The following is a 23811-nucleotide window of genomic DNA, read 5'->3' as shown; positions in this document are numbered from 1 at the left end:
TGCAATGGCAAGTGTCGCGGAGCAGGTGGTCTATGTGGTCGACGACGATCAAGGCATGCTCGACTCGACTGTCTGGTTGCTGGAGTCGGTCGGGCTCAAAGCCTTGCCGTTCACCAGTGGCCGGGCCTTCCTCGATGCCTGTGATGCCCGACTCAATGCCTGCGTATTGCTGGATGTTCGCATGCCCGGCATGGGCGGACTGAACGTGCAGGAAGAAATGCGCACACGCGAGCTGAACTTGCCGATCATCTTCGTCAGCGGCCATGCGGATGTGCCGATCGTGGTGCGGGCGTTCAAGGCTGGCGCCCATGACTTCATCGAAAAGCCCTATAACGAACAGTTGCTGCTCGACAGCGTGCAACAGGCACTCAGCAACTGCGATGCACACCGTTCTGGCAATCAGGGCCACGAAGACTTGCAGGCGCGTTTGCTCACACTGACGCCACGCGAGCGCGATGTATTGCTGCCGCTGGTACAGGGTTACACCACCCGTGAAATCGCAGAGCAGCTTGGGGTGAGTGCAAAAACCGTGGACCTGTATCGCTCGCGCGTGATGAAACGCATGCAGGCCAACACGCTGTCAGACCTGGTGGGCATGGCCATCGTGGCCGAAATGGTCGACCCGCTGAAGCTGCGTTGAGAGTGTTACATCACCTGAGCGGGTTGCCGCTGAACTGGAACTTGAACAGGGTGCATTCATGACCATCGATCGACAGCTGATGACGGGTGAACTCGCCTTGGGTGAGGGCAGGGATGACCTTGGCCCAAAATGACCGGGCAGGCTGATTGGCGTCGATGTGGAAAATCTGCCACTGCCCCGGAAATTTATTGAGTAGCGCAGAGACAATAAACGTCCCGACACCACGACCTCGATACCGGCGACTGACAAAAAAATAGCCAATGTTGTACTCGACACCGTCAAAACGGACGTCATCGTCAATCGTCACGAAGCCGGCAATGTCCCCGTCAACCTTGATCAGGAAAGGCTGTGTCGAAGCCTTTCTCCAGTAATCGGTTCTTGGCTGGATATTGAAAAAGCCATGGGCGCCGAACTTCAGCGGCAGCCACTCGCTGAAATCGTACACGTAGAACTGCATCAGGTTCTCGATGCATTCGAGTTCGTCGCGTTGTGCGGGGTGCAGTTCTATCGAAAGCATTTCGCAAGGTTCCTTTTTGTCATCCCTACATGATGGGTGGAGCTGCTGCAGGCCGCGATCTTTTGATCTTGCTCTTGGGCAATATCCGGATCCGCCAAAAGATCGCAGCATGCGCCAGGTCACCGACCGCGTATCCCCGCCATAACCTTGTAAACGCGAAGCCCTTTGTAGGGTTCATATGATCACTCCAAGCACTGACTGACCACAGAAACATAGCTTAGGTTAGAAAGTTATTTCACTAGGAAACCGGTACAGCCCATGTCGTCATAGTATTGGCCGCATAAGATCTGTTCGTGTCGAGCAGATTTAGATCGATCCTTGAAATTCGGCATCGTGAAAGGCAACTCCGTTTGTAAGAGGCGGGGGTACGGCGAGGCACGTCAGTGCGCAAACGCTTCAGGGTATTTGTCCAGGTAGGCATCATTGAGCTGCGTATCCTGGGAACGCATGAAAGTTTTGAAATCGGGTACCAGAAAGACCAGCAGAGACAACAGAAGCACCATGACGCCCAGCAGCGTGATTGTCAGTGCGACCCCCAGATAGGCGATCAGGGTGTTCATCGCGAAACTGCCCAAGGGGCTGGCCGCCGCAGACAGAAATGAAACCGTGGCAAAAATCCGGTTGCGATGGAGCTTGGGCGTCGCCAGCAACCTCACAGCGGAGGTGGGGATGTTGATCAACATCAGGCCGACGCCGCCGCAGAAAAAGGCCGCGGGTACGATGAACGACGATGAAACGGTGCCGACTACCACCAGGTTGCACCCCAGTAATGCAAAACCTGCGGACACACACATGTCACGGGGGACCCGGTCGGATAACCAGCCGATGATTTTGTAACTGCCCGCCAGAATACCCAGCCCGAAGCACGAATCCAGAAGACCGATATAAGTGACCGGGTACTGGATGACGTCCTTTACGTACAGTGGGATCAGGATGGTGAAGAACGGAAACAGGGCAAAGTTGATCAGCATTGCAATGATGGCCAGGTAAAATTCGACTTTCACTCCGTACACCACTTTGAAGCCGGAATAGATCATGCTGAAGCCGCTGGCACCCGGGGCTTTTTCGCCTTGACCAGTGGTACCGATATGGCTCGGGATGGTCGCGATCAACGCCCCAGCGATGAGAATCGCAAAAAAATCGGCGGCAAAGGCGAACGTGATACCGAACCCGTAAATCAACCCGCTGGCCAGTACCGGCCCCAGCAGAATGGAAAAGGACGACATCACGCTTTTGGTCCGAAAGGCCAGGGAGACTTTATCGTCGTCTGCAAACAAAGGAATGATCGACGCCTGGAGAGGGTCGCGCACGCCGACGATCGCACTGCTGATCATCATTAGCGCGCCCACCGTCCAGGGGTTGAACGACCCCGTGGCGGACAGCACCACCATCAACAGCGCTGTCAGCAGGCTGATCCATGAGGCCAGCTTGATGATCAGGATTTTGTTGTACTTGTCCCCCAGCCATCCCAGCAGGGGTTTGGCTAACACCTCCGCCGCGATGGAACAGGCAATCATATTGGCAAAATAGAGCGCAGAGCCTGTTTCCTGCAAGGCCCACCAAGCCACCGCCAGTTGATTGCACCGTCCCCCCAGAACCATCAGCAAAAAGCTGAATTGCACTTTTAGCAGACGCCGGTCGATGCCGGGAAAGCCCCACGTAATGCCTGAAAAATTTGTACTCATTGACGTTCCTTTGATCCGGATAGGGCGACTGCGCAAGCAGGGGCGTTCAAAAAACGACGGGGTAACGTTCATCCTGGTTGGTGGGAGGTGGTAAAACAGCAGCCTACTTTGCCAAGGCGGGTGAGTTACAACAGCTGTTCATTACTACTATTCCGGTCTTCATCGGCACAGGCGTTGCCGTACTCCCCGTTAGCCATAACATTAGCGTGACCCCTAAAATGCAACGTATCTTGCAGAGCTGCGCGATGGAATGTGTCTTGGATGTGAAACGCGGATTCCGTGAAGAACCCATCAGGTTCTCGATGCATTCGAGTTCATAACGCTGTGCGGGGTGCAGTGCTATCGAAAGCATTTCGTGAGGTTCCTTTTTTTCATGGCGATGATCGCCTCGTTATGCTGCAACGCTACGACTATCGGAAGCGGGGGCTGGCTTAAATGGGACAGGTCCAGAAAAAACATTCAGGGTTGAGGTACAGGTGAGCGTCGATATCGAGTGTGTGGTGGTCGGGGCCGGTGTGGTTGGGTTGGCGGTCGCGCGAGCGCTCGCCAAGGCCGGGCGGGAAGTGATCGTGGTCGAGGCGGGCGAGGGTATTGGCGTCGGCATCAGCTCCCGTAATTCTGAAGTGATCCACGCCGGCATTTATTACCCGACCGGTAGCCTTAAAGCCCGGCTGTGCGTGGAGGGCAAGCAGCGTCTGTATGCCTTTTGCGATGAGCGCGGGGTCGATTACCGGCGTCTGGGCAAATTGATCGTCGCCACCGACGACAGTCAGCGTGAGTCGTTGCAGGCGTTGTTCGACAGAGGACGGCGCAATGGTGTCGACGACCTGCAATGGCTGGATGCCGCGCAGGCGCGAGAGCTGGAGCCGGCAGTGTCCTGCGTGGCGGCGTTGTGGTCGCCATCGACCGGGATCGTTGATTCCCATGCGCTGATGCTTGCCCTTCAGGCGGACGCCGAAGCCTTGGGCACGGTGATTGCGCTGCACACGCCGCTGCATTCGGCGCACTGCGCCGAACAAGGGTTCAGCCTGCAGTTGGGCGGTGCACAGCCGATGACACTGGGCTGTCGCCTGCTGATCAATTGCGCCGGGCTGACGGCGCCGCAAGTGGCCGGCCGGATCGTCGGACTGGACGCCCGGCACGTGCCCAGGGCTTACCTGTGTAAGGGCAGTTACTTCACCCTCAGTGGCCGCGCGCCTTTTCGGCATCTGGTCTATCCGGCTCCGGAAAGCGCCGGCCTGGGCGTTCATATGACCCTGGACCTGGGCGGCCAGGCGCGCTTCGGGCCGGACGTCGAATGGGTCGAGAAGACCGACTACCGGGTCGATCCGCTGCGAGGGGAGGCCTTCTACCAAGCGGTGAGACGCTACTGGCCGGCATTGCCTGATGGAAGCTTGCAACCGGCCTACAGCGGTATACGCCCCAAAATCACCGGTCCGACTGAGCCGGCCGCGGACTTCGTCATTAGCGGCCCGGATGATCATGGCGTTCCGGGGCTGGTTAACCTGTTCGGTATCGAGTCACCCGGGCTGACCAGTTGCCTGGCGCTTGCCGAGCGGGTGGTACTGGCCGTTGCCAAGTAGCGACTGACGCCAGTGTTCGGAGTTGGGTGAGCGAAGGAACCCAAAACCAACGTAGGAGTTTTCGGTTTTTGACCTGTGTCGATGCGCTATCTCGTATGGCTTGGTAGGCTTCGCGGCCCCTGCCGAAAGGAACCGGCCGCATGACCGACCAGCCGAAAACCAACAAGTTCACCACCGCCCCCCGTGGCGAGCGCACCCCAATACCCCTGACCGCGCGTCCTGCCAACCCGAACTCATCACGACCAACCCAGACCATGCCGTCGTCTTCACGGGCTTACGGCTTCGATAATCCACCGCCTCGCGAGAGCTATCGCCCTGAGCGGGCTCCTTCCGCTGACCCAGGGTTCCATGTAGTACCACGCAGCCTGCCGGTGGGTGAGCTCTACCGCAGCCTGTTCGAGGCAATGCCGCCGGGTGCAATGAGTAAGTTCAGCGCGCTCAACCCGGGCCGGGAGGACACGGTCAAGGCAGGCAACCTGATTGTGCTCAATGATCTGAACAACACCTCCTGCACTCACGAACAAGCCCAACTGGATGCACACCTGCTGAACTCCACTCGTCTGCGTGGCCAGACGACCTTGGGCGACCACCCCAAGTTGAAAACAGCGCTCGGCATTTCCAGCCATAGCCGTATGAAACGAGTCATTCAAAGTCTGATCTTCGGCAGTTGCACGGCCCTGACCGTGGGCTGTTCGGCCACCGGCAAGACGGACAGTTTTACCTTCACCGCTGACTTGCCGCCGAGCTTTGCGTATGTCGCGACGGTGTACTACGTGCCTGCCGAAGGGCAAACCTGCACGGTGCCGACAGCGGACAATTTATCCCCTCAGTTCAATCGGGAGTGGCGAACCGAATATAAACCCGACGCGCAGATAAACCTGCGCCGGACCCGCAATGGCTGCGATCTGGTGCTGCATCGCATAACGCTGGATATCAACGCAACCTACGGCAAAGAGCGTGGCGATTTTGGCGGTGACTCAGCAAACGTGGCAGTGCGCGAAACGTTGCTGGAAACCTCCAAAGGCACCTTCAACGCCGCCGGTGAAAGCGAGTTCTCCGGTCAATGCCAGTGGCTGTTCCGTACATCGGGTAAACCTCGAATCTTGAGGAAAATCCTCGACTGCAAAAACACCGATGCACAGGGCGTTGTCACCAAAGGCCATCCGTTTGCGGCGTACACCCTCGATCAGCTACCGGGCAAAACCGTGCGGCTGAACATCAAGCTGGCCGATGAGGAAGAGCCCTACATGGGCGATACCTGGGTCAAGGTCCCCAACGGCTGGAAACACTGCATGGGTGACAATTTTGAAGACCAGGATGCGTTTTGCTTCGGCAATTACACCGATTTCAGCACCTTCAAAATGGCCGATGGGCGTCACTGCACGATTTATCCCGGCTGCACCGAGAACAAGGAGGTGACCCCATGACGCACCACGAAGCGCTGTTTTGGCAGGGAGATGCCCCCGTATGAAACGAGTCGTTCAACGCCTGATCCTCGGCAGCTGTCTGGTCCTGACCGTGGGCTGCTCGGCCACCGGCAGATCAGACAGTTTTACCTTCACCGCGGATCTACCACCCAACTTTGTTTACAAAGCCACTGCCGTTTACGTACCCGCCAAAGGCGAAACGTGCACCGTACCCGGTGGGAAAAATACCCAAGTCGTTTTTAATCGTAAGTGGCGTAAGGAATACAAACAAAACTCTGAAGTATTGCTGCACCGAACAGTGAGTGGCTGCCCATTGACGCTGTATAGCGTGGACTTGGATGTCAACGCGACCTACGGCAAAGACACGAGTGACTTTGGGAGTGATTTTGGAAAAATTGCAGTGCGAAATGAGTTAGATACACGGGACAAAGGCACCTTCAGCGCCGCCGGCGAAAGCGAGTTCTCCGGTCAGTGCCAGTGGCTGTTTCGCACGATAGGGCCTAAGCGCTACATCGCCAAAATCCTCGACTGCAAAAACACCGATGCGCAGGGCGTCGTCACCAAAGGCCATCCGTTTTCGGCGTACACCCTCGATCAGCTCCCGGGCAAAACCGTGCGGCTGAAAATCAAGCTGGCCGATGAGGAAGAGCCCTACATGGGCGATACCTGGGTCAAGGTGCCCAACGGCTGGAAACGCTGCATGGGCGACAATTTTGAAGACCAGGATGCGTTTTGCTTCGGCAATTACACCGATTTCAGCACCTTCAGAATGCCCGATGGGCGTCACTGCACGATTTACCCCGGCTGCACCGAGAACAAGGAGGTGACCCCATGACTCTGCCAGAACACCATAGGCCGTTTATGGGGGGCAAGATCCTGGCCTGCCCCATGCGCGGCCACTCAACCAGCTTTCAATTGGTGGACGAGTTTGGCAGCGGTCAGCCCTATGCCGGGCTGACCTACGAGGTCACCGATTACGAAGACATTGTTTACACCGGCAAACTGGATGCCACCGGTTCCGGCAAGGTGACCAACCACTACTGTGGCCCGGTGATACTCAAGCTGAATAAGCCCTACGAAGGGCAAGACAAAACATATGTGCGCTTGAGAGAAAGAAAGCATTACCCGCTGCCCATAACTGAACTGCAAGTACGTGCCGAAAAAACCCGCTTTTTCAACAAAGCGGGCCTGCGCACGCAGGCCAACCCGGCTCAAGACAAGGCCGGTGCCGGCGCTTACTACCAGGTTGAGGTGAGTGAGCTGGTGAAGCATATGGCGCACCTGCCGCCGCTGGCCGAGCGTGGTTTTCCGCTCAAGGCCCATGTGCTGTCGATGATGCGCCAGCAATCGGACGTGGCCATGGAAATGCTGGGGGGTGGTCCCAGGCCTCCCAGGCTGTTTGGCATTGGCCTGTTGCCGAATACACACCATGTGCTGGAAGTGCGTCCGCTTCGCGCCTTACGTCCGATGCTTTCGACCCATAACGAATTCTGCGCGCTCAACCTGTACCAACTGGCACTGATGGCCACCCTGAGTTACACGCCGTTTGGTCAGGTTCCTGATAGCCAACCGGTAGAGACCGACCGGGTAAAATTTCCGTTGCAACCCAGCAGCGGTAACTGGTTTGGGCATGCCTTGCCCAAGGCCGATGAACTCTGGCGAGTCGACGCCGGGCAAAAACCGGAGAAGCCGTATTACCCGCTGTACGAAGAGGTGCCGTACTCCAGGCGTTTGGAAATCGTGCCGTTTGATCCCGAGCTGTACCCCGAAGTGAACAACCCCGAATTACGCGAAGCACAGGAAAGTCCCAGCAAGCTCCACTTCTTCGACGACACAAAGTCGGGGAAAGAAAATACCAACACTCAGGCCTTCATTACTCACAGCGACGAACTGATTTTGATTGCTGTACGCGGCACGAATGAGATGCCGTGGGACCTGCTCCGTGATATTGATGCGAACCAGGTACCTGTTGAGGAAGGCGACGGAGTTGGACAAGCGCATCGCGGCTTTTATGAGGCTGCACAAGCTGTTCGAGACTTCGCAGTAACGTACCTGGATAAGTTTTATAGCGGGCAAAAACTGGTCATTACCGGGCATAGCCTCGGCGGGGCCGTAGCGTTACTGCTGGCTGAAATGCTGCGCCGTAATAAAAAATATGCTGCGGACATTCTGCTCTACACCTACGGCGCCCCACGAGCGGCTGACGAAACCTTTGTAAAAGGCGCCGCTACGCTAAAGCATCACCGCATGGTCAACCATAACGACCCGATACCGAGCGTCCCGGGGACCGGCATGGACACCAAGCCGACAGTGTTTGTCACCGGCCTCGTCGTCAGCTTTGTGAACACGCCCCTGGGTGTGGCGATGTTCCTCGCGGGGGTGAGCAACCTCAGTGGTGCACCGTACGCGCACCACGGCACCTTGCATCACTTTATGCCGGTGAGATTTGAGGATGGCCGCCAGTCTTCGATCCTCTGGGAGCCGGGTTGCGACAGTATTGCCCATCACGCCTGTCACGAAGTGCTCCAGCACGTGAACGGGCTGCCGACTCGTCGAGCCTTTGAGCCCGCCTTTTACATACTCAATCACTTGATGGTCGGGGGCTACGTTCCCAATAGCTGGGCCACGCTGCGCCGTTGGCAGGAGTCGCAAGAGCTGCAACGCAGTCTGGTGACGCCGCGAGAGTTTGACTGGGTGAATAACGCCTTGCAGAGCATGAGCAGGCAGTTGCTCACGTTCTCCAGAGAAGCCCGATCCGATGCGTATAGGCGTCTCCACGAGAAAGCGTTCACAGCCCTCAGCGTTGAAATCGACAAGCTGGAAGGGACGCGAACGCGCCTGGCGAAGTTGCGTTATAAAAGTGCCAGCGAGGTGGATGTTTACGGCCAGTTCGCAACCCAACCCGAGGTGTTGGCAGAGTCCCTACCGCGCTGGAAGGCGCATACCCTCAACACTGCGCCCGAGCAACTGGCGATGACGCCACCGGAAGTCATTCGCATCGTGAGAGGGCACGTGATCGGCGCGCCCTACCACCTGGATATTGATTCGTTCACCTGAAGCCTATGGCCACGAGCAGCGCGGTTTTCACGCTGCTTGTGGGCCAATCGCGGATGATCAAACCTTGAAAGTCATCGCAATACTAAACCCGAGTAAAGATCTCCAGCAGATGCCCGTCCGGATCATCGAAATACACTCTTCGGCCACCGTCGAGCCGATTGATTTCGTCCGGACGCAGCTTGCAAGGGTCGGCCCAGTAGGGGAGTCCCCGGCTCTGTAGGCGGGCAAAAATCGGGTCAAAGTCGTCCTCGCCGATCAGGAAGGCGTAGTGCTGGGAAGAAAACTCGTCGTTGTCGTAGTAATCGAGCGAGACACCGTTATCGAGCTGGACAATTAGCATTGGACCGAACGGAGTAGGGCTGGGCAGGCCCAGGATGTCCACGAGAAAGGTCGCTGACGTCTGCTTGTCGCGGCACCAGACGATGGTGTGGTTCAGCTGCACGTTCACGTTGCGATCCTCCTTGCACCACTGACATTCAGGTTAGGCGACATTGGCTGTTCTCACGAGCCGCCGCCGACTGGCTCCGTCGCCAGGCCGCTGGCGGTGAGCCGAACTCGCGACGAAATGCCCGGCTGAACGCCGTATCGGTCTGGTAACCCACCTCTTCGGCGATGCGCGCCAACGAGGCATTGCTGCGACACAACAGATTGGCGGCCAGCAACATGCGCCATTGCGTCAGGTACTGCATCGGTGAACTCCCCACCAATTGCTGAAAGCGTTCAGCGAGCACCGACCTTGAGGTGCCTGCGGTGCGCGCCAGTTCATCCAGGGTCCAGGCATGGCCGGGGTTCTTGTGCAGGGCGTTCAGCGCGGCACCGACAATCCGGTCGCCCACTCCCGCGAGCCAGCCTGTACGACCCTCGCTCTGTTCATTCATGTACAGGCGCAACACCTCGATAAACAGCACCTCGGCCAATTTTGCCAGCACCCCTTCGCCGCCGGGCCGGGGCGATCGGGCTTCGGCCAGCGCGTAACGGACCGAGGACTCCAGCCAGATACCGGCATTCGATCCACGCACGTTGACCCTGACCAGTGCCGGCAACCCTGCCAGCAGCATTCCCGCCAGGCGCGTATCGCACGCCAGATAACCGCACACCAAGCGGGTTGTCGCGCCGCCACCGCCATAGCTCAACTGCCGTGGGCGGCGCGACAGCACCACATCCAGGCGTGCACCTTCTGCGGGCGCAAGCCCCGGTTCAGAGCTCATGCGATGGGCGTCACCCTGGGGGAAAACCACGACGTCACCGGCGGCCAGGCGCAGCGGAGGATCGTTGCCAAGTTCGACGTAACACTCGCCTTCGGTGATCAAGTGGAAGATCACCACGCGCTCGGCGCCGGGTTCCAGCAGCGGCGCCGCCGAGTCGGCGCTGGGTGACTGGTAGCACCAGGGCGCGGTGAACCTGGCGTTGATAAAGATTGCGCCTACCAGGCGTACAACGCGCAGCGTCTGTGACAGGGCGTCCATTGTTGTTTTCCCGTATTTGCGGGGGTCTCTGATTGTGAGCGTGTCGCCGTGTTGCGGAAAAACGCCGGACGATCGGACAGTCCTGGCCGACGATCGGGCAGGACGTCGGCGTGCCCGAGCGCGATAGTGATCAAACAGGGTCACTGCCGTCCCTGTCATCAATAACAAGAGAGAGGTTGCCATGCCCAAGTTCGTCATTGAACGCGAGATTCCTGGGGCCGGAACACTGTCGGAACGGGATTTGAAAGCGATCTCGCAAAAGTCCTGCAAGGTTCTGCGCGAGATGGGGCCGGATGTGCAGTGGGTGCAGAGTTACGTCACGGGAGACAAGATTTACTGCGTGTACATCGCGCCGAACGAGGAGCTCGTCAGGGAGCACGCCAGACAAGGCGGTTTTCCTGCCAATAGCGTTTCCCAAGTCACCGCCATCATTGATCCCACAACGGCGGAGTAATCGTCCTCGAATGCTCTGCCTGTGTTCCAGCCCATACGGAGTCAGCTCCCATGAGCACACCCATTGATTTAAACGCCCTGAAAAACCGTCAGATGGCTTCGTGGGCCAGCGGCGACTATGCCGTGATCGGCACCACCTTGCAGATCGTCGGCGAACTGCTGGCGGAGGCCTGCGACCTGCGCTGCGATGAACGCGTGCTTGATGTGGCGGCCGGCAACGGCAATGCCACGCTTGCCGCAGCGCGCCGAGGCTGCCAGGTCACCTCGACCGATTACGTGGCCGCTCTGCTCGAACGAGGTGAGGATCGGGCCAGGGCAGAGCACCTGGAGGTGACCTTTCAAGTGGCCGATGCCGAGGCATTGCCCTTTGAGGATGCAAGTTTCGATGTCGTGCTGTCGACCTTCGGCGTGATGTTTACGCCGGACCAGCCAAAAGCGGCCGCCGAGTTGGCACGGGTGTGTCGTCCGGGGGGACGAATCGGTCTGGCCAACTGGACCCCGGAAGGTTTCGTCGGCCAGATGTTCAAGACCCTGGGACGCCATATGCCTCCGCCCGCCGGAGCGCTACCGCCGTCGTTGTGGGGTTCCGAGGCGCATCTGCAGTCGCTGTTCGATGAACGCGCTGCGTCAATCGACGTGACGCGGCGGTTGTTCAATTTCCGCTACCGCTCGGCCGCCCATTTCATCGATACGTTTCGCAACTGGTACGGACCGATCCACAAGGCCTTTACCGTGCTTCCCGCCGAAGATGCCCTGGCGCTGGAAAGTGACCTGACGGAGCTGTTGCACCGCATGAATCGGGCCGGCGAAACGTCGCTGGTGGTACCGAGTGAGTACCTGGAGGTGGTTATTACGCGGCGTTGAACCGAGGGTAATTGTCAGTCAGTTAAGGCGCAGAACCTGTGGGAGCGTGGCTTGCCCGCGAAGAACGATGACGCGCAATGCCTGAAAGACCGGGGTGTTCGCTTCGCGGGCAAGCCACGCTCCCACAGGATTTTCATCGCTCAAGTATCTTAGTGCTCAAGCCACCGCAACCTGAAGACAAGGCGCTTGCGCAGAGCCGGGGCCAAGCAGGCGCTCTATCGCGCCCGTCACCAGGTTTTCTATCAGCCCTTCGCGCTCTCGATCATTGAGGCTGTGTTGTGCCAGCCAGGACGGAGCGCTGTTGAGCAAGTTGGCAATGGCATGCCCCGTGGCCAGCAGTCCCTGTTCGGTCAACTGCGGGTGATGGCCAAGCATCGCCAGCAGTTGGCGTTCGTATTGCTCGCGCAAATCCTTGACCCGCTGCTGTTGATCTTCGTTCAGACAGCAACTGTCGCGTTCGACCAGGCGAAAGTGCCGAGGCAATTCCCGGTGCAGTTTCAGGTGCGCGCGGATGATCACCTGCAAGGTGCTGGGCCCGCGCCTGGTTTTTTTCTCGATTCGTCTCAGCGTTGCCAGCAACTCTTCATAGAACTCTTCGATCAGGTCGAGCAGCAAATGCTGTTTGCTGGGGTAATGATGGTAAAGAGAGCCAGGCGCCAGCCCCAGGTAGGTCGCCAACTCGCGCATCCCTACCTGGCCGAAACCCTTGTTGGCGAACAACTCAAGTGCCTTGTCGCGACTCTGCGCAAAGCGTGAACACCGCTCAGGCATAGGCATGGAAGCCGCGCCCGCTTTTACGACCTAAATAACCTGCGGCGACCATCTCTTTGAGCAACGGTGCCGGGCGGTATTTGCTGTCGTTGAAACCGTCGTAGAAGGCTTCGAGAATCGCCAGCAAGGTGTCCAGTCCGATCAGGTCGGCCAGCGCCAGCGGGCCTATCGGCTGATTACAGCCAAGACGCATCCCGGCATCGATGTCTTCGGCGCTGGCCAGCCCTTCCTGAAACACCAGAATCGCTTCATTGATCATCGGCACCAGAATCCGGTTGACCACAAAGCCCGGGCGGTTGCCGGCGGTGATGGCGGTTTTGCCCAGTTTTTGCGCCAGTTCCAGCGCCAGGGCATGAGTGGCGTCGTTGGTCTGCAGGCCGCGAATGACTTCGATCAACCCCATCATCGGCACCGGATTGAAGAAGTGCAGGCCGATAAACCGTTCAGGCTGACTCACGCTGGCGGCAAGCTGAGTGATGGACAGCGAAGAGGTGTTCGAGGCGATCACACAGTCGGCACTGACCTGGGCCGCGATCTGTTGCAGGACGCGCAGTTTCAGGTCGAGGTTTTCGGTCGCCGCCTCGATCACCAGGTGAGCGCCTTGCAGCGTTGCGTACTGCGTGCTGGTCTGGATGTTGTCCAGCGCCGTCAGCTTTTGCTCCTCGGTAAGGACCTGTTTGGCGATTTGCCGATCCAGATTCTTGCTCACGGTCGCCATGGCGTGTTGCAGCGCAGTCTCGGAGATATCCAGCAGCGTCACGTTGAAGCCGGCGAGGGCGCAGATTTGCGCAATGCCGTTGCCCATGGTGCCAGCGCCAATCACGCCGATAGTGTGCAGATTCATGTTCAGGCCTTCCCTATTCAAACGCGTTCGAACAGCACAGCGATGCCTTGACCGCCGCCAATGCACATGGTCGCTAGGGCATAACGCCCCTGACTGCGGTGCAGTTCGTGAATAGCTTTGGTAGCAATAATCGCGCCGGTGGCGCCAACCGGATGGCCCAGAGAGATGCCCGAGCCGTTCGGGTTGACCTTCTCTGGATCGAAGCCCAGCTCTTGCGCCACGGCACAGGCTTGGGCCGCGAACGCTTCGTTCGATTCGATCACATCAAGGTCGGCGACAGTCAGACCGGCACGCTTGAGCACTAGTCGGGTGGCGGGAATCGGTCCCAACCCCATCATCGACGGCTCAACCCCGGCATGGGCGTAACCCACCAGCCGGGCCATAGGCTTGAGGCCTTGCTCGCGAACGACCTGACCGGTGGCCATGATCAATGCACCGGCACCGTCATTGAGCCCGGAAGCGTTGCCAGCGGTGACGCTGCCGTCCTTCTTGAACGCAGGTTTCATTGCACTCAGTTGTTCGAAACTGACATCCGCTCGCACATGCTCGTCAGTGGCGAACGACACCGTGCCTTTGCGCGTAGCCACTTCGATAGGCACGATCTGCTGGACAAAACGCCCTTCGGCAATGGCTCGGGCCGCACGTTGCTGGCTGAGAAGGGCCAGTTCATCCTGCGCCTGGCGACTGATGCCGAAATGCTCGGCGATGTTTTCCGCGGTGATGCCCATGTGGAAGCCGGCAAAGGGATCCTGCAAAACCCCCAGCATGTAATCGATAGCCTGCACGTCACCCATGCGTGCACCCCAGCGCGCTTGCGGCAGCAGGTAAGCGCCCCGGCTCATGGACTCGACGCCACCGGCCAGCACGGCCCCCGCATCGCCCAACATCAAACTTTGCGCGGCACTGACAATGGCCTGCAAACCGGAACCGCACAGGCGATTGACGTTGAAGGCGGGCGTCTCTTTCGACAGGCCGGCATTCATCGCCACCGCCCTGGAAATGTAGGCGTCGCGGGCTTCGGTCGGGATCACATGGCCCATTACTGCATGGCCGATATGTTCAGGCGCCAGGCCCGAACGCTCAATGGCCGCGCGGCAAACGTCGGTGGCCAACTGGATAGGCGTCACGTCTTTGAGCGATCCGCCGAAACCGCCAATGGCGGAGCGCACCGCGCTGACAACGAAAATATCGGAATGGCTCATGTCGACTCCCTGAAACAGTGTTCAATTGGCACGTTGAAGATCGTGGGCTGTCAGCGACTGGCGTACTATGGGCGCCGTCCGGATTTAGACGATTCCCACAGCAGCTGCGCTGTAGCACCTGTTATGGGACACGAGTCTAGAGCCGGCAGGGCTGGCGGCCTATGCCATAACTGTTCAAGGACACTGGTGTTTTTTGCCATTTCAGGCGATCAAGAGAGAAACGTTCACATGCGGGAAAAGGATTCGGTTGCCGTCTACTTTGTGCATGCAATGGTCCATGCACTGCGCGAGAACCCGCTGCGCCTGCGGGCGGTACTTGAGCAGGCGGGAATCGACCCGGCGCTGATGGAGCAGCCTACGGCGCGGGTGCCGGCCAGTGCTTTTGCCGCGTTATGGTTAATTCAGATTCGCGAGTTGAACGACGAGTTCTTTCAGCTCGACTCTCACGGCATGCTGCCGGGCAGTTTCGCGTTGATCTGCCGGGCATTGATTCAGGAACCTGATTTGGAAAAAGCCATGCGTCAGTGCCTGGCCAATTTCGCACTGTTCCTGCGCGATTTTCGCGGCAGTTTGAATGTGCGCGGCAAGCGTGCGGTCATCAGTTTGCAGGCCCGATCGGACAACAGCGACGTCAGTCGTTACGGCGAAGAAACGTTCCTGGTGTTGATGATCAGTCTGCTGTGCTGGCTGGGCGGGCGGCGAATCCCCATAGACCGCGCGGATTTTCGCCATGAGCGGTTGTCCCTCAGTGACGATCCATTGCTCTGGGGCGCCAATCTGACTTTTGGCGCTGAGCGTACCGAGATCGAGTTCGCCAGTCACTACCTGCGTCTGCCGGTGGTTCAGGACCTTGCGTCGCTGAAAGTGTTCTTGCGCAGTGCGCCGCAATGGCTGGTGATTCGTTTTCGTAACCAGCATGGCCTGGCGTCGCAGGTCCATCAGCGTCTGCGCAACTGCCATTACAGCCAATGGCCGACCTTGCAGGCCTTTGCGATAGAACAGCATCTGAGCCCCAGTACCTTTCGCCGAAAACTGGAGCGTGAAGGCTGTTCATTTCAGGAGATCAAGGACGAAGTGCGCCGTGGTGTTGCCTTTGAACAGCTACGCCAGAGCCGAGCGAGCATCACCGACATTGCCGAGCAGATCGGCTTTCAAGAGCCCAGCGCGTTTCACCGGGCGTTCAAGAAATGGACGGGGGAAAGCCCGGGGCGGTATAGGGCGAGGTTTCAGGATAAGCCGTGATGCCTACACAAAACCTGTGGCAAATGAAAACCTGTGGGAGCGGGCTTGCCCGCGAAGCCAACAGCGCGGTCTTTCAGACATTGCGCGTTATCGTTCTTCGCGGGCAAGCCCGCTCCCACAAACCCGTTTCAACAGAAGTCTTCATTGCTCAAACAATCGCGCTTGATTCAACCCGGGCTCCTCCCAGGCATCTCTATCCGGTGCTGATGCACCCGTCGATAAAGCGTCGCACGGGAAATGCCCAAGGCTTTTGCGGCGGCAATCGGTTTCCAGCGGTGACGCACCAACGCATCGAGCAGTGCCTGGCGTTCCGGGCAATCCCCGGTTTCGTCGCAACCGGCTGAGGGCAGTGCCTCGAGACCTGAGCCCAGCAGCTGCTCCGGCAAATGGCTCAACTGGATGACGTCCGTCTCACACACCGCGCAGGCGTAGCGAAGGACATGGCGCAGTTGGCGGACATTGCCCGGCCAGCGGTAGCCGAGCAGGCATTCCAGCGCTGCCGTACCGAATTTCAACTGCACGCCGCACAGCGCGGATTCTTCGCCGAGGATCCGATTGACCAACGCCAACCGGTCACTGCGTTCGCGCAGGGGCGGTAACTGGAAGCGTGCTCCGCCGAGGCGAAAGTACAGGTCTTCACGGAAATCTCCACGGGCCACCAAGCCTTCAAGATCACGGTGGGTCGCGCAGATCACCTGAATATCCACGGCCTTGCGGCGCGACGCGCCCAGAGGCGCCACTTCGCCTTCTGCCAGGACCCGCAGCAGCCGCGTCTGCAACGCCAGCGGCATGTCGCCGATTTCGTCGAGGAACAGCGTGCCAGTATCGGCCTGTTGCAACAGGCCTTGCATGCCCTTGCTTGACGCACCGGTGAAAGCCCCGGCGACATAGCCGAACAGTTCGCTTTCGATCAGGCTTTCCGGGATCGCTGCACAGTTCACGGCGACGAAAGGGCAATCACGTCGCCTGCTGGCCTGGTGCAATTGGCGGGCGAACACTTCCTTTCCGGAACCGGTTTCGCCCTGGATCAGCACCGGCAGGTTGCGGTCCTTGACCCGCACCGCCAGGCGCAGGTTTTCGGCGATACGTGGGTCGAGTTCCGTCGCGGCGATTTCAACCCGCGAGGTCCTCCTGGCCGGGCGGCTAGGGGCACTCAAGCGGGCATGCAATTCATTCTGCCCACCGTGGCTGCGTAGCAGGCAAAGGGACTCATCCGCCGCCCGATGCAGCATCTGTTGGTCGAACACCTGGCCGATATGCTCGGGCAACTGACCGTAGTGCTGCAGCAAAAAGTGCCGCGCTGCCGGGTTCAGCGCCTGGAGGCGGCCATCGTCATCCCAGGCAAACAGGAAGTCAGGGTGACTATCAACATAACCGGGAGTCCCGTGGGCGCGCAGAACCCAATAGCCCCGGGCACTGTTCATGAAAAACGCTTGTTCGATTTCCCGGGCGCTCTGCACCACCATCTGCCGGATCAAATGCTGGGAACGGCGGTCGTCGGGGGACTGCACGGCCGACACATCGAGCACCCCGAGCAGTTCGCCCTGCGGGTCGAATACCGGCGCGGCGGAGCAGGTCAGACCGATAAACGCAGCGCGGAAATGATCGCGCTTATGGACGGTGATCGGGGCCTTGGCGGTGAGCACCGCGGCCACCCCGCAGGTGCCTTCTTCACCCTCTGACCAGCAGGTGCCCAGGTACAACCCGGCCTTGCGACAGTCATTGCGAATCGCCGTTTCGACCCGGTAGTCGATGGTCTGCCCTTGGGCATCGGTGAGCAGCACGCAGTAGTCGGCGCCGCGCACCCGGCCGTGGAGGCGGGCGACTTCTTCGCTGGCGATACGCAGGAACAGTTCGGAACGCTCGCGGCATTCATTGAGCACGTTCTGCGAAAGAATGCGCGGCCCCTGCAACGAGCCGGGGTCGAGATGGTGTTGTTCCATGGAGCGGCGCCAGGAGTCGAGAATCAGGCTCGGCACCGGCATTTGCGGCAGGTGCGCGGCGTTCTTCAACACGCGGCTGACACAGTCCACATGGGCCTTAGAGTGTGCGGAAAGCATTAGGGCCTCCGGTTCCAGCTTTTGTAATTGTGCGGCCATTAAGCGCCGTTCATGCCCGTCAGACAAGCGCCAACGCGCCGGCTGGCGGAGTTGAGACGCAACGTCTCAACGTCTCGCGTTGAACCCAGGCAACCTGACATGTCGCGTCTCAGAAGCGCAGTGTTCCGAGCGCTCTCGCATTCAGTCTCAGCCCCTCTGGCTCGGGCGTTACCAGCGATTTTCAGGCATCTGGCATCGCCCTTGCTCTAGCTCTGGTAACGATAAAAATAACCAGAGGTGCCCTATGTCCAACTGCCGATCCGTTCCTGAACGCACGACTGTCCAGGTTGTGCCATGAGCCGTCCACCCTTGACGGTGGGGATCATCGCCAATCCGGCATCAGGCCGTGATCTGAGAAGGTTGACCGCCAATGCCGGGCTGTTTTCCAGCACCGACAAAGTCTCGGTGATCCAGCGTCTGCTCGCTGCCTTCGGCGCTACTGGCGTCGAGCACGTGCTGATGCCCACCGACATGACCGGCATCGCCGCTGCGGTGCTGAAAAACAGTCAGGGCCGACAGGCTCGCGCCAGCCACTGGCCGGCTCTGGAATTCCTCGACATCACCTTGCGCCAGAGCGTCGAAGACACCCGCAAGGCTGCGCGAATCATGGCCGAGCGCGGTGTTTCGCTGATTGCCGTGCTCGGCGGTGACGGTACCCATAAGGCCGTGGCCGCGGAGATCGGCGATATCCCGTTGCTGACCCTGTCCACCGGGACCAATAACGCTTTTCCCGAATTGCGCGAAGCCACCAGCGCCGGTCTGGCCGGTGGGCTGTTCGCCAGCGGCCGAATTCCCCCTGAGATTGCCCTGCGGCGCAACAAGCGCCTGTTGGTTCGCGAACCGACCCGCGGCTTGTGCGAATGGGCGCTGGTAGACGTTGCGGTGTCCTCGCTGCCGTTTGTCGGCGCGCGAGCGATCAGTCGTGCAGCGGATCTGGCGGAGGTCTTCGTGACCTTCGCCGAGCCCCAGGCCATCGGGCTTTCGGCGTTATGCGGCTTGTGGTTTCCAGTGTCCCGCCAGGCCCCGGGCGGTGCCTGGATGCGTCTGGATCCGCAATCCCCCGAAGCACTGCTGGTACCGCTGGCTCCCGGGCTGTTGCAAGGCTGCGGAGTCCTCGCTGCCGGCAGCCTGGAGCCGGGCGTCGCCCATTGCCTGTCGCTGGCCAGCGGCACTCTGGCCCTGGATGGCGAACGCGAGATTGAGTTCAACGCCAATGACCGTCCCACCGTCACCCTCGATGCCTGCGGTCCGCTGAGTATCGATGTGAACGCCGCACTGGCTTACGCGGCGCAACACCGCTTGCTGGCCATCGGCCGTGAACACCCGCGACACCCCGTGAACCTTTCGTCCCGAGACAACCCTGGAGAATAAAAATGTCGACACACCTGACTGTTGATCAATTGCTGCATGCCTACACGGTGATGCGCACTATCCGCGCCTTTGAAGAACGCCTGCATGTGGAATTCGCCACCGGCGAGATTCCCGGTTTCGTCCACCTCTATGCGGGCGAAGAAGCCTCTGCCGCCGGGGTCATGGCCCACCTTGGCGATGACGACTGCATCGCCTCCAATCACCGTGGCCATGGCCATTGCATCGCCAAAGGTGTCGATGTGAACGGGATGATGGCCGAGATCTACGGCAAGAAAACCGGCGTCTGCCAAGGCAAGGGTGGCTCCATGCACATTGCCGATTTCGAGAAAGGCATGCTCGGCGCCAACGGTATCGTCGGTGCCGGAGCACCGCTGGTGGTCGGCGCGGCACTGGCGGCCAAACTCAAGGGCACCGACAGCGTGGCGGTAGTGTTCTTCGGCGACGGCGGCTCCAACGAAGGCGCGGTGTTCGAGGCGATGAACATGGCGTCGGTGTGGAACCTGCCGTGTCTGTTCATTGCCGAGAACAACGGCTATGCCGAGGCCACAGCGTCCAACTGGTCAGTGGCCTGCGATCACATTGCCGATCGCGCTGCCGGATTTGGCATGCCTGGGGTCACGGTAGACGGTTTCGACTTCTTCGCCGTTCACGAAGCTGCCGGCGCGGCCGTCGATCGCGCCCGTGCCGGCGAAGGTCCGTCGCTGATCGAGGTCAAGTTGACCCGCTACTACGGCCACTTCGAGGGCGATGCCCAGACCTATCGGGCCCCTGACGAAGTGAAGCACTTTCGCGAGCACAACGATTGCCTGATGCAGTTCCGCGAGCGCACCACGCGGGCCGGTCTGGTGAATGCCAGCCGACTGGATCAGATCGACGTCGAGGTCGAGCAACTGATCGAAAACGCGGTGCGCAAAGCCAAATCCGACCCCAAACCAACGGCTGCCGATCTGCTGACCGACGTTTACGTCTCCTATCCCTGAACGCCCCCTATAACAAGAATCGAGACCCTCATCATGGCGAGAAAAATCAGCTATCAACAAGCAATCAACGAAGCCCTGGCCCAGGAAATGCGCCGCGACCCCACGGTGTTCATCATGGGTGAGGACGTGGCGGGCGGCGCCGGTGCTCCCGGTGAAAACGACGCCTGGGGCGGTGTGCTTGGGGTTACCAAAGGGCTTTACCATCAGTTTCCCGGACGGGTACTGGACACGCCATTGTCCGAGTTGGGTTATGTCGGCGCAGCGGTCGGTGCCGCGACCTGTGGCGTGCGCCCGGTGTGTGAATTGATGTTCGTCGACTTCGCCGGCTGTTGCCTGGACCAGATCCTCAATCAGGCCGCGAAATTCCGCTATATGTTTGGCGGCAAGGCATCGACGCCACTGGTGATCCGCACCATGGTCGGTGCCGGCCTGCGGGCGGCCGCTCAGCACTCGCAAATGCTCACTTCACTCTGGACCCATATCCCCGGTCTGAAAGTGGTCTGCCCATCGTCGCCTTACGATGCCAAAGGGCTGCTGATTCAGGCCATCCGCGACAACGATCCGGTGATTTTCTGCGAGCACAAGTTGCTTTACAGCATGCAAGGCGAGGTCCCGGAAGAGCTCTATACGATTCCTTTTGGCGAGGCCAACTTCCTCCGTGAAGGCAAGGACGTGACCCTGGTGTCCTACGGCCGCACGGTCAATCTGGCGATGGACGCGGCACGCAGCCTGGCGGGCCGTGGCATTGACTGCGAGGTGATCGACCTGCGCACCACCAGCCCGCTGGATGAGGACAGCATCCTTGAAAGCGTGGAAAAGACCGGTCGCCTGGTAGTGATCGATGAAGCCAACCCGCGCTGTTCCATGGCCACCGACATTTCCGCGCTGGTGGCGCAGAAAGCCTTTTCGGCCTTGCAGGCACCGATCGAAATGGTCACCGCGCCGCACACCCCGGTGCCGTTCTCCGATGCACTTGAGGATCTGTATATCCCCGACGCAGCGAAGATCGAAGCCGCGGTGCTCAAGCTCATCGAGTGGAGGAAGCGCCCATGAGCCAGATTCACGTTCTGACCATGCCCAAGTGGGGGCTGTCGATGACCGAAGGCCGGGTCGACGTCTGGCTCAAGGAGGAGGGCGAGACCATCGTCAAGGGCGATGAAGTGCTCGATGTGGAAACCGACAAGATTTCCAGCAGTGTCGAAGCGCCGTTTTCCGGGGTGTTGCGACGCACCATTGCACGTCAGGACGAAACCCTGTCGGTGGGTGCCTTGCTCGGCATCATCGTCGAGGGCGACGCCAGCGAGGAGGAGATCGACGCGGTGGTCGAGCAGTTCCAGGCCAGCTTCGTCCCGGGAGATGCCAGCGATGAAGACAGCGGGCCAGCGCCGCAAAAAATCGAACTGGACGGGCGCATCATCCGCTATTTCGAGCGCGGCGAAGGCGGCACACCGCTGCTGTTGGTGCATGGTTTCGGCGGCGATCTGAACAACTGGATGTTCAACCACGAAGCGCTGGCCGCTGGGCGGCGGGTGATCGCACTGGATCTTCCAGGTCACGGCGAGTCGGGCAAAAACCTACAGCGCGGTGACCTCGATGAATTGAGTGAGGTGGTACTGGCGTTGCTCGATCATCTGGATATCGAAGCGGTGCATCTGGTGGGGCATTCCATGGGCGGCGCGGTCTGCTTGAACACCGCACGTCTGGCCCCACAACGCGTGCGCTCTTTGACCTTGATCGGCAGCGCCGGGCTCGGCCGGGAAATTAATGGCGATTACCTGCAAGGCTTTGTCGACGCCGCCAACCGCAACGCACTCAAGCCGCAACTGGTGCAACTGTTCTCGAACCCTGAGCTGGTGAACCGCCAAATGCTCGAAGACATGCTCAAGTACAAACGGCTGGAAGGCGTCGACAGCGCGTTGCGAAAACTCGCCTCGACGCTGTTCGCGGGCGGGCAACAACAGGTCGACCTGCGTGCGGTGGTGCAAGACGGCCAGCAACCGGTGCTGCTGATCTGGGGCAGTGATGACGCGATCATCCCAGCCGCTCACACCGAGGGCTTGTCGGCACAGGTCGAGCTGCTTTCGGGCCAGGCGCACATGGTGCAGATGGAAGCGGCGGAACAGGTCAACCGGTTGATCCTGGATTTTGTGCAACAGCACTGACGGCATACCCGGCTGCGCCACTGATGATCCAGGTGCAGTCGGGCCTGAGCGATTTCAAGGAGAACAGATCCATGAGCCTTTCAATCAACGCAACCCGCAGCATGCGCGCGGCCGTCTGGCATGGCCGCAACGATATTCGCGTGGAAGACGTGCCGCTGCCCATCGCACCCCCGGCCGGTTGGGTGCAGATCCGCGTGCTGTGGTGCGGTATCTGCGGTTCCGACCTGCATGAGTACGTCGCCGGTCCCGTGTTTATCCCGGTGGACGCGCCGCACCCGCTGACCGGAATCAAGGGGCAATGCATTCTCGGTCATGAGTTTTGCGGCGAGATCGTTGGGATCGGTGCCGACGTGCAGGGCTTCACGGTGGGCGAGCAGGTGGCCGCCGATGCCTGTCAGCATTGCGGCACCTGTTATTACTGCACCCACGGGCTGTACAACATCTGCGAGAACCTGGCCTTCACCGGATTGATGAATAACGGTGCATTCGCTGAACTGGTCAATGTTCCAGCCAACCTGCTGTACAAATTGCCAGCCAATTTCCCTGCCGAAGCCGGAGCACTGATCGAGCCCCTGGCGGTGGGCATGCATGCGGTGAAAAAAGCCGGCAGCCTGCTCGGGCAGAACGTGGTGGTGGTCGGTGCCGGGACCATCGGCCTGTGCACCATCATGTGCGCCAAAGCCGCGGGCGCCGCGCAAGTCATCGCCCTGGAAATGTCTAGCGCACGCAAGGCCAAGGCCTTGGAAGTTGGCGCCAGCCATGTGCTCGATCCAAAGCAGTGTGACGCCCTTGCCGAAGTTCGCCGACTGACCGGTGGCCTGGGCGCCGACGTCAGCTTTGAGTGCATCGGCAACAAACACACCGCCAAACTGGCCATCGACCTGATCCGCAAGGCCGGCAAGTGTGTGCTGGTGGGCATCTTCGAAGAACCCAGCGAATTCAACTTCTTCGAGCTGGTGGCCACCGAGAAACAGGTCATGGGGGCCTTGGCCTACAATGGCGAGTTCGCTGACGTGATTGCTTTTATCGCTGACGGTCGGCTGGATATCAGCCCGCTGGTGACCGGGCGCATCCATCTGGAGCAGATCGTCAGTCAGGGGTTCGAGGAGCTGGTCAATAACAAGGAGCACAACGTGAAGATCATCGTCTCGCCGAACACACTCTGATCGGATTAAGGCGTTGAGCCGTGCGATGGCCTTTGCGGGGCATCGCACTTTTTCGATTTTTTCGGCCCCGCTTGAACTACGACCAGAACCTGCTGCTGATGAGTTGTCTGCCAGTGCAGTCAATGAGAAATGGCACCCTCCATAAGTGCAGCCTTGCGCTGAAACCAGCTCGCGATTGGTAATGGCGAACACTTTGGAGTCGAAATCTGACACGTCTGGATGATCCCCTACGCCGACAATCCGGTGAGTACCTCACTACCTTGAAAGTTGCGCTCGGAGATC

Annotated in this window: 21 protein-coding genes; 13 read left to right on the top strand and 8 right to left on the bottom strand. The window is 59.6% G+C overall.

Going from position 1 to position 23811, the window contains the following annotated elements:
* Positions 1-4 precede the first annotated feature (4 nt).
* Entirely contained in the window at positions 5-640 is a 636-nt protein-coding gene (locus ACN1C3_RS05335) for a response regulator transcription factor (RefSeq protein WP_419114750.1), read from the top strand.
* A gap of 10 nt (positions 641-650) precedes the next feature.
* On the opposite strand, the gene ACN1C3_RS05330 is transcribed toward ACN1C3_RS05335, so the two are convergent.
* On the bottom strand, positions 651-1157 hold the full coding sequence (locus ACN1C3_RS05330; RefSeq protein WP_419114749.1) for a GNAT family N-acetyltransferase: 507 nt from the start codon (positions 1155-1157) through the stop codon (positions 651-653).
* 380 nt (positions 1158-1537) lie between these two features.
* A complete protein-coding gene (locus ACN1C3_RS05325; RefSeq protein ID WP_419114748.1) occupies positions 1538-2842 on the bottom strand; it encodes an MFS transporter in 1305 nt (434 codons plus the stop codon).
* A gap of 476 nt (positions 2843-3318) precedes the next feature.
* Here ACN1C3_RS05325 and ACN1C3_RS05320 point away from each other — a divergent pair, with 476 nt between their 5' ends.
* From ACN1C3_RS05320 to ACN1C3_RS05305, 4 genes are all read left to right on the top strand, one after another.
* A complete protein-coding gene (locus ACN1C3_RS05320; RefSeq protein ID WP_419114747.1) occupies positions 3319-4425 on the top strand; it encodes an NAD(P)/FAD-dependent oxidoreductase in 1107 nt (368 codons plus the stop codon).
* 632 nt (positions 4426-5057) lie between these two features.
* Positions 5058-5852 (top strand): hypothetical protein, encoded by a 795-nt coding sequence (locus ACN1C3_RS05315; protein ID WP_419114912.1) that lies wholly within the window; start codon positions 5058-5060, stop codon positions 5850-5852.
* Positions 5853-5892: 40 nt separating this feature from the next.
* Entirely contained in the window at positions 5893-6687 is a 795-nt protein-coding gene (locus tag ACN1C3_RS05310) for a hypothetical protein (RefSeq protein ID WP_419114746.1), read from the top strand.
* Positions 6684-8909, top strand: a complete 2226-nt coding sequence (locus ACN1C3_RS05305; RefSeq protein WP_419114745.1) for a lipase family protein — start codon at positions 6684-6686, stop codon at positions 8907-8909. The genes ACN1C3_RS05310 and ACN1C3_RS05305 overlap by 4 nt, the downstream gene beginning before the upstream one ends.
* 82 nt (positions 8910-8991) lie before the next feature.
* Here the strand turns inward: ACN1C3_RS05305 and ACN1C3_RS05300 are convergent, their stop codons facing one another.
* On the bottom strand, positions 8992-9357 hold the full coding sequence (locus ACN1C3_RS05300) for a VOC family protein (RefSeq protein WP_419114744.1): 366 nt from the start codon (positions 9355-9357) through the stop codon (positions 8992-8994).
* A gap of 28 nt (positions 9358-9385) precedes the next feature.
* Positions 9386-10375, bottom strand: coding sequence for an AraC family transcriptional regulator (locus ACN1C3_RS05295; protein ID WP_419114743.1), 990 nt, complete (start codon positions 10373-10375; stop codon positions 9386-9388).
* Between the two features lie 181 nt (positions 10376-10556).
* Between ACN1C3_RS05295 and ACN1C3_RS05290 the strand changes: the two genes are divergently transcribed.
* Entirely contained in the window at positions 10557-10829 is a 273-nt protein-coding gene (locus ACN1C3_RS05290; protein ID WP_419114742.1) for a DUF4242 domain-containing protein, read from the top strand.
* Positions 10830-10879: 50 nt separating this feature from the next.
* The gene (locus ACN1C3_RS05285) at positions 10880-11692 is read left to right on the top strand and encodes a class I SAM-dependent methyltransferase (RefSeq protein WP_419114741.1); all 813 of its coding nucleotides are present in this window, start codon (positions 10880-10882) and stop codon (positions 11690-11692) included.
* A gap of 156 nt (positions 11693-11848) precedes the next feature.
* Here ACN1C3_RS05285 and ACN1C3_RS05280 read toward each other — a convergent pair whose 3' ends face one another.
* The 3 genes from ACN1C3_RS05280 to ACN1C3_RS05270 are packed head-to-tail and all read right to left on the bottom strand — an operon-like array spanning position 11849 to position 14509.
* Positions 11849-12469, bottom strand: coding sequence for a TetR/AcrR family transcriptional regulator (locus tag ACN1C3_RS05280; protein WP_419114740.1), 621 nt, complete (start codon positions 12467-12469; stop codon positions 11849-11851).
* A complete protein-coding gene (locus ACN1C3_RS05275) occupies positions 12456-13307 on the bottom strand; it encodes a 3-hydroxybutyryl-CoA dehydrogenase (RefSeq protein WP_419114739.1) in 852 nt (283 codons plus the stop codon). Before ACN1C3_RS05275 ends, ACN1C3_RS05280 begins: the two co-directional genes overlap by 14 nt.
* A gap of 17 nt (positions 13308-13324) precedes the next feature.
* Complete coding sequence (locus tag ACN1C3_RS05270; RefSeq protein WP_419114738.1) at positions 13325-14509, bottom strand: acetyl-CoA C-acyltransferase family protein; 1185 nt, start codon at positions 14507-14509, stop codon at positions 13325-13327.
* 228 nt (positions 14510-14737) lie between these two features.
* Between ACN1C3_RS05270 and ACN1C3_RS05265 the strand changes: the two genes are divergently transcribed.
* Positions 14738-15751, top strand: coding sequence for an AraC family transcriptional regulator (locus tag ACN1C3_RS05265; RefSeq protein WP_419114737.1), 1014 nt, complete (start codon positions 14738-14740; stop codon positions 15749-15751).
* Between the two features lie 167 nt (positions 15752-15918).
* Here ACN1C3_RS05265 and ACN1C3_RS05260 read toward each other — a convergent pair whose 3' ends face one another.
* On the bottom strand, positions 15919-17811 hold the full coding sequence (locus ACN1C3_RS05260; protein WP_419114736.1) for a sigma-54-dependent Fis family transcriptional regulator: 1893 nt from the start codon (positions 17809-17811) through the stop codon (positions 15919-15921).
* 333 nt (positions 17812-18144) lie between these two features.
* Here ACN1C3_RS05260 and ACN1C3_RS05255 point away from each other — a divergent pair, with 333 nt between their 5' ends.
* The 5 genes from ACN1C3_RS05255 (at position 18145) to ACN1C3_RS05235 (ending at position 23529) form a co-directional block, all read left to right on the top strand.
* The gene (locus ACN1C3_RS05255; RefSeq protein ID WP_419114735.1) at positions 18145-19221 is read left to right on the top strand and encodes an ATP-NAD kinase family protein; all 1077 of its coding nucleotides are present in this window, start codon (positions 18145-18147) and stop codon (positions 19219-19221) included.
* A 2-nt stretch (positions 19222-19223) separates the two neighbouring features.
* Positions 19224-20201 carry a thiamine pyrophosphate-dependent dehydrogenase E1 component subunit alpha gene (locus ACN1C3_RS05250; protein WP_419114734.1) on the top strand — a complete coding sequence of 326 codons (978 nt, stop codon included), beginning with the start codon at positions 19224-19226 and terminating at the stop codon, positions 20199-20201.
* A gap of 33 nt (positions 20202-20234) precedes the next feature.
* Positions 20235-21254, top strand: a complete 1020-nt coding sequence (locus tag ACN1C3_RS05245; RefSeq protein WP_419114733.1) for an alpha-ketoacid dehydrogenase subunit beta — start codon at positions 20235-20237, stop codon at positions 21252-21254.
* Positions 21251-22363 (top strand): acetoin dehydrogenase dihydrolipoyllysine-residue acetyltransferase subunit, encoded by a 1113-nt coding sequence (locus ACN1C3_RS05240; RefSeq protein ID WP_419114732.1) that lies wholly within the window; start codon positions 21251-21253, stop codon positions 22361-22363. The genes ACN1C3_RS05245 and ACN1C3_RS05240 overlap by 4 nt, the downstream gene beginning before the upstream one ends.
* Before the next feature lie 101 nt (positions 22364-22464).
* Complete coding sequence (locus ACN1C3_RS05235) at positions 22465-23529, top strand: 2,3-butanediol dehydrogenase (protein WP_419114911.1); 1065 nt, start codon at positions 22465-22467, stop codon at positions 23527-23529.
* The last annotated feature ends 282 nt before the right edge of the window (positions 23530-23811 follow it).

It is taken from the genome of Pseudomonas sp. H11T01 (assembly GCF_048515765.1).
Lineage (GTDB): Bacteria > Pseudomonadota > Gammaproteobacteria > Pseudomonadales > Pseudomonadaceae > Aquipseudomonas.
This window is presented reverse-complemented; position numbering and strand designations above follow the sequence as displayed.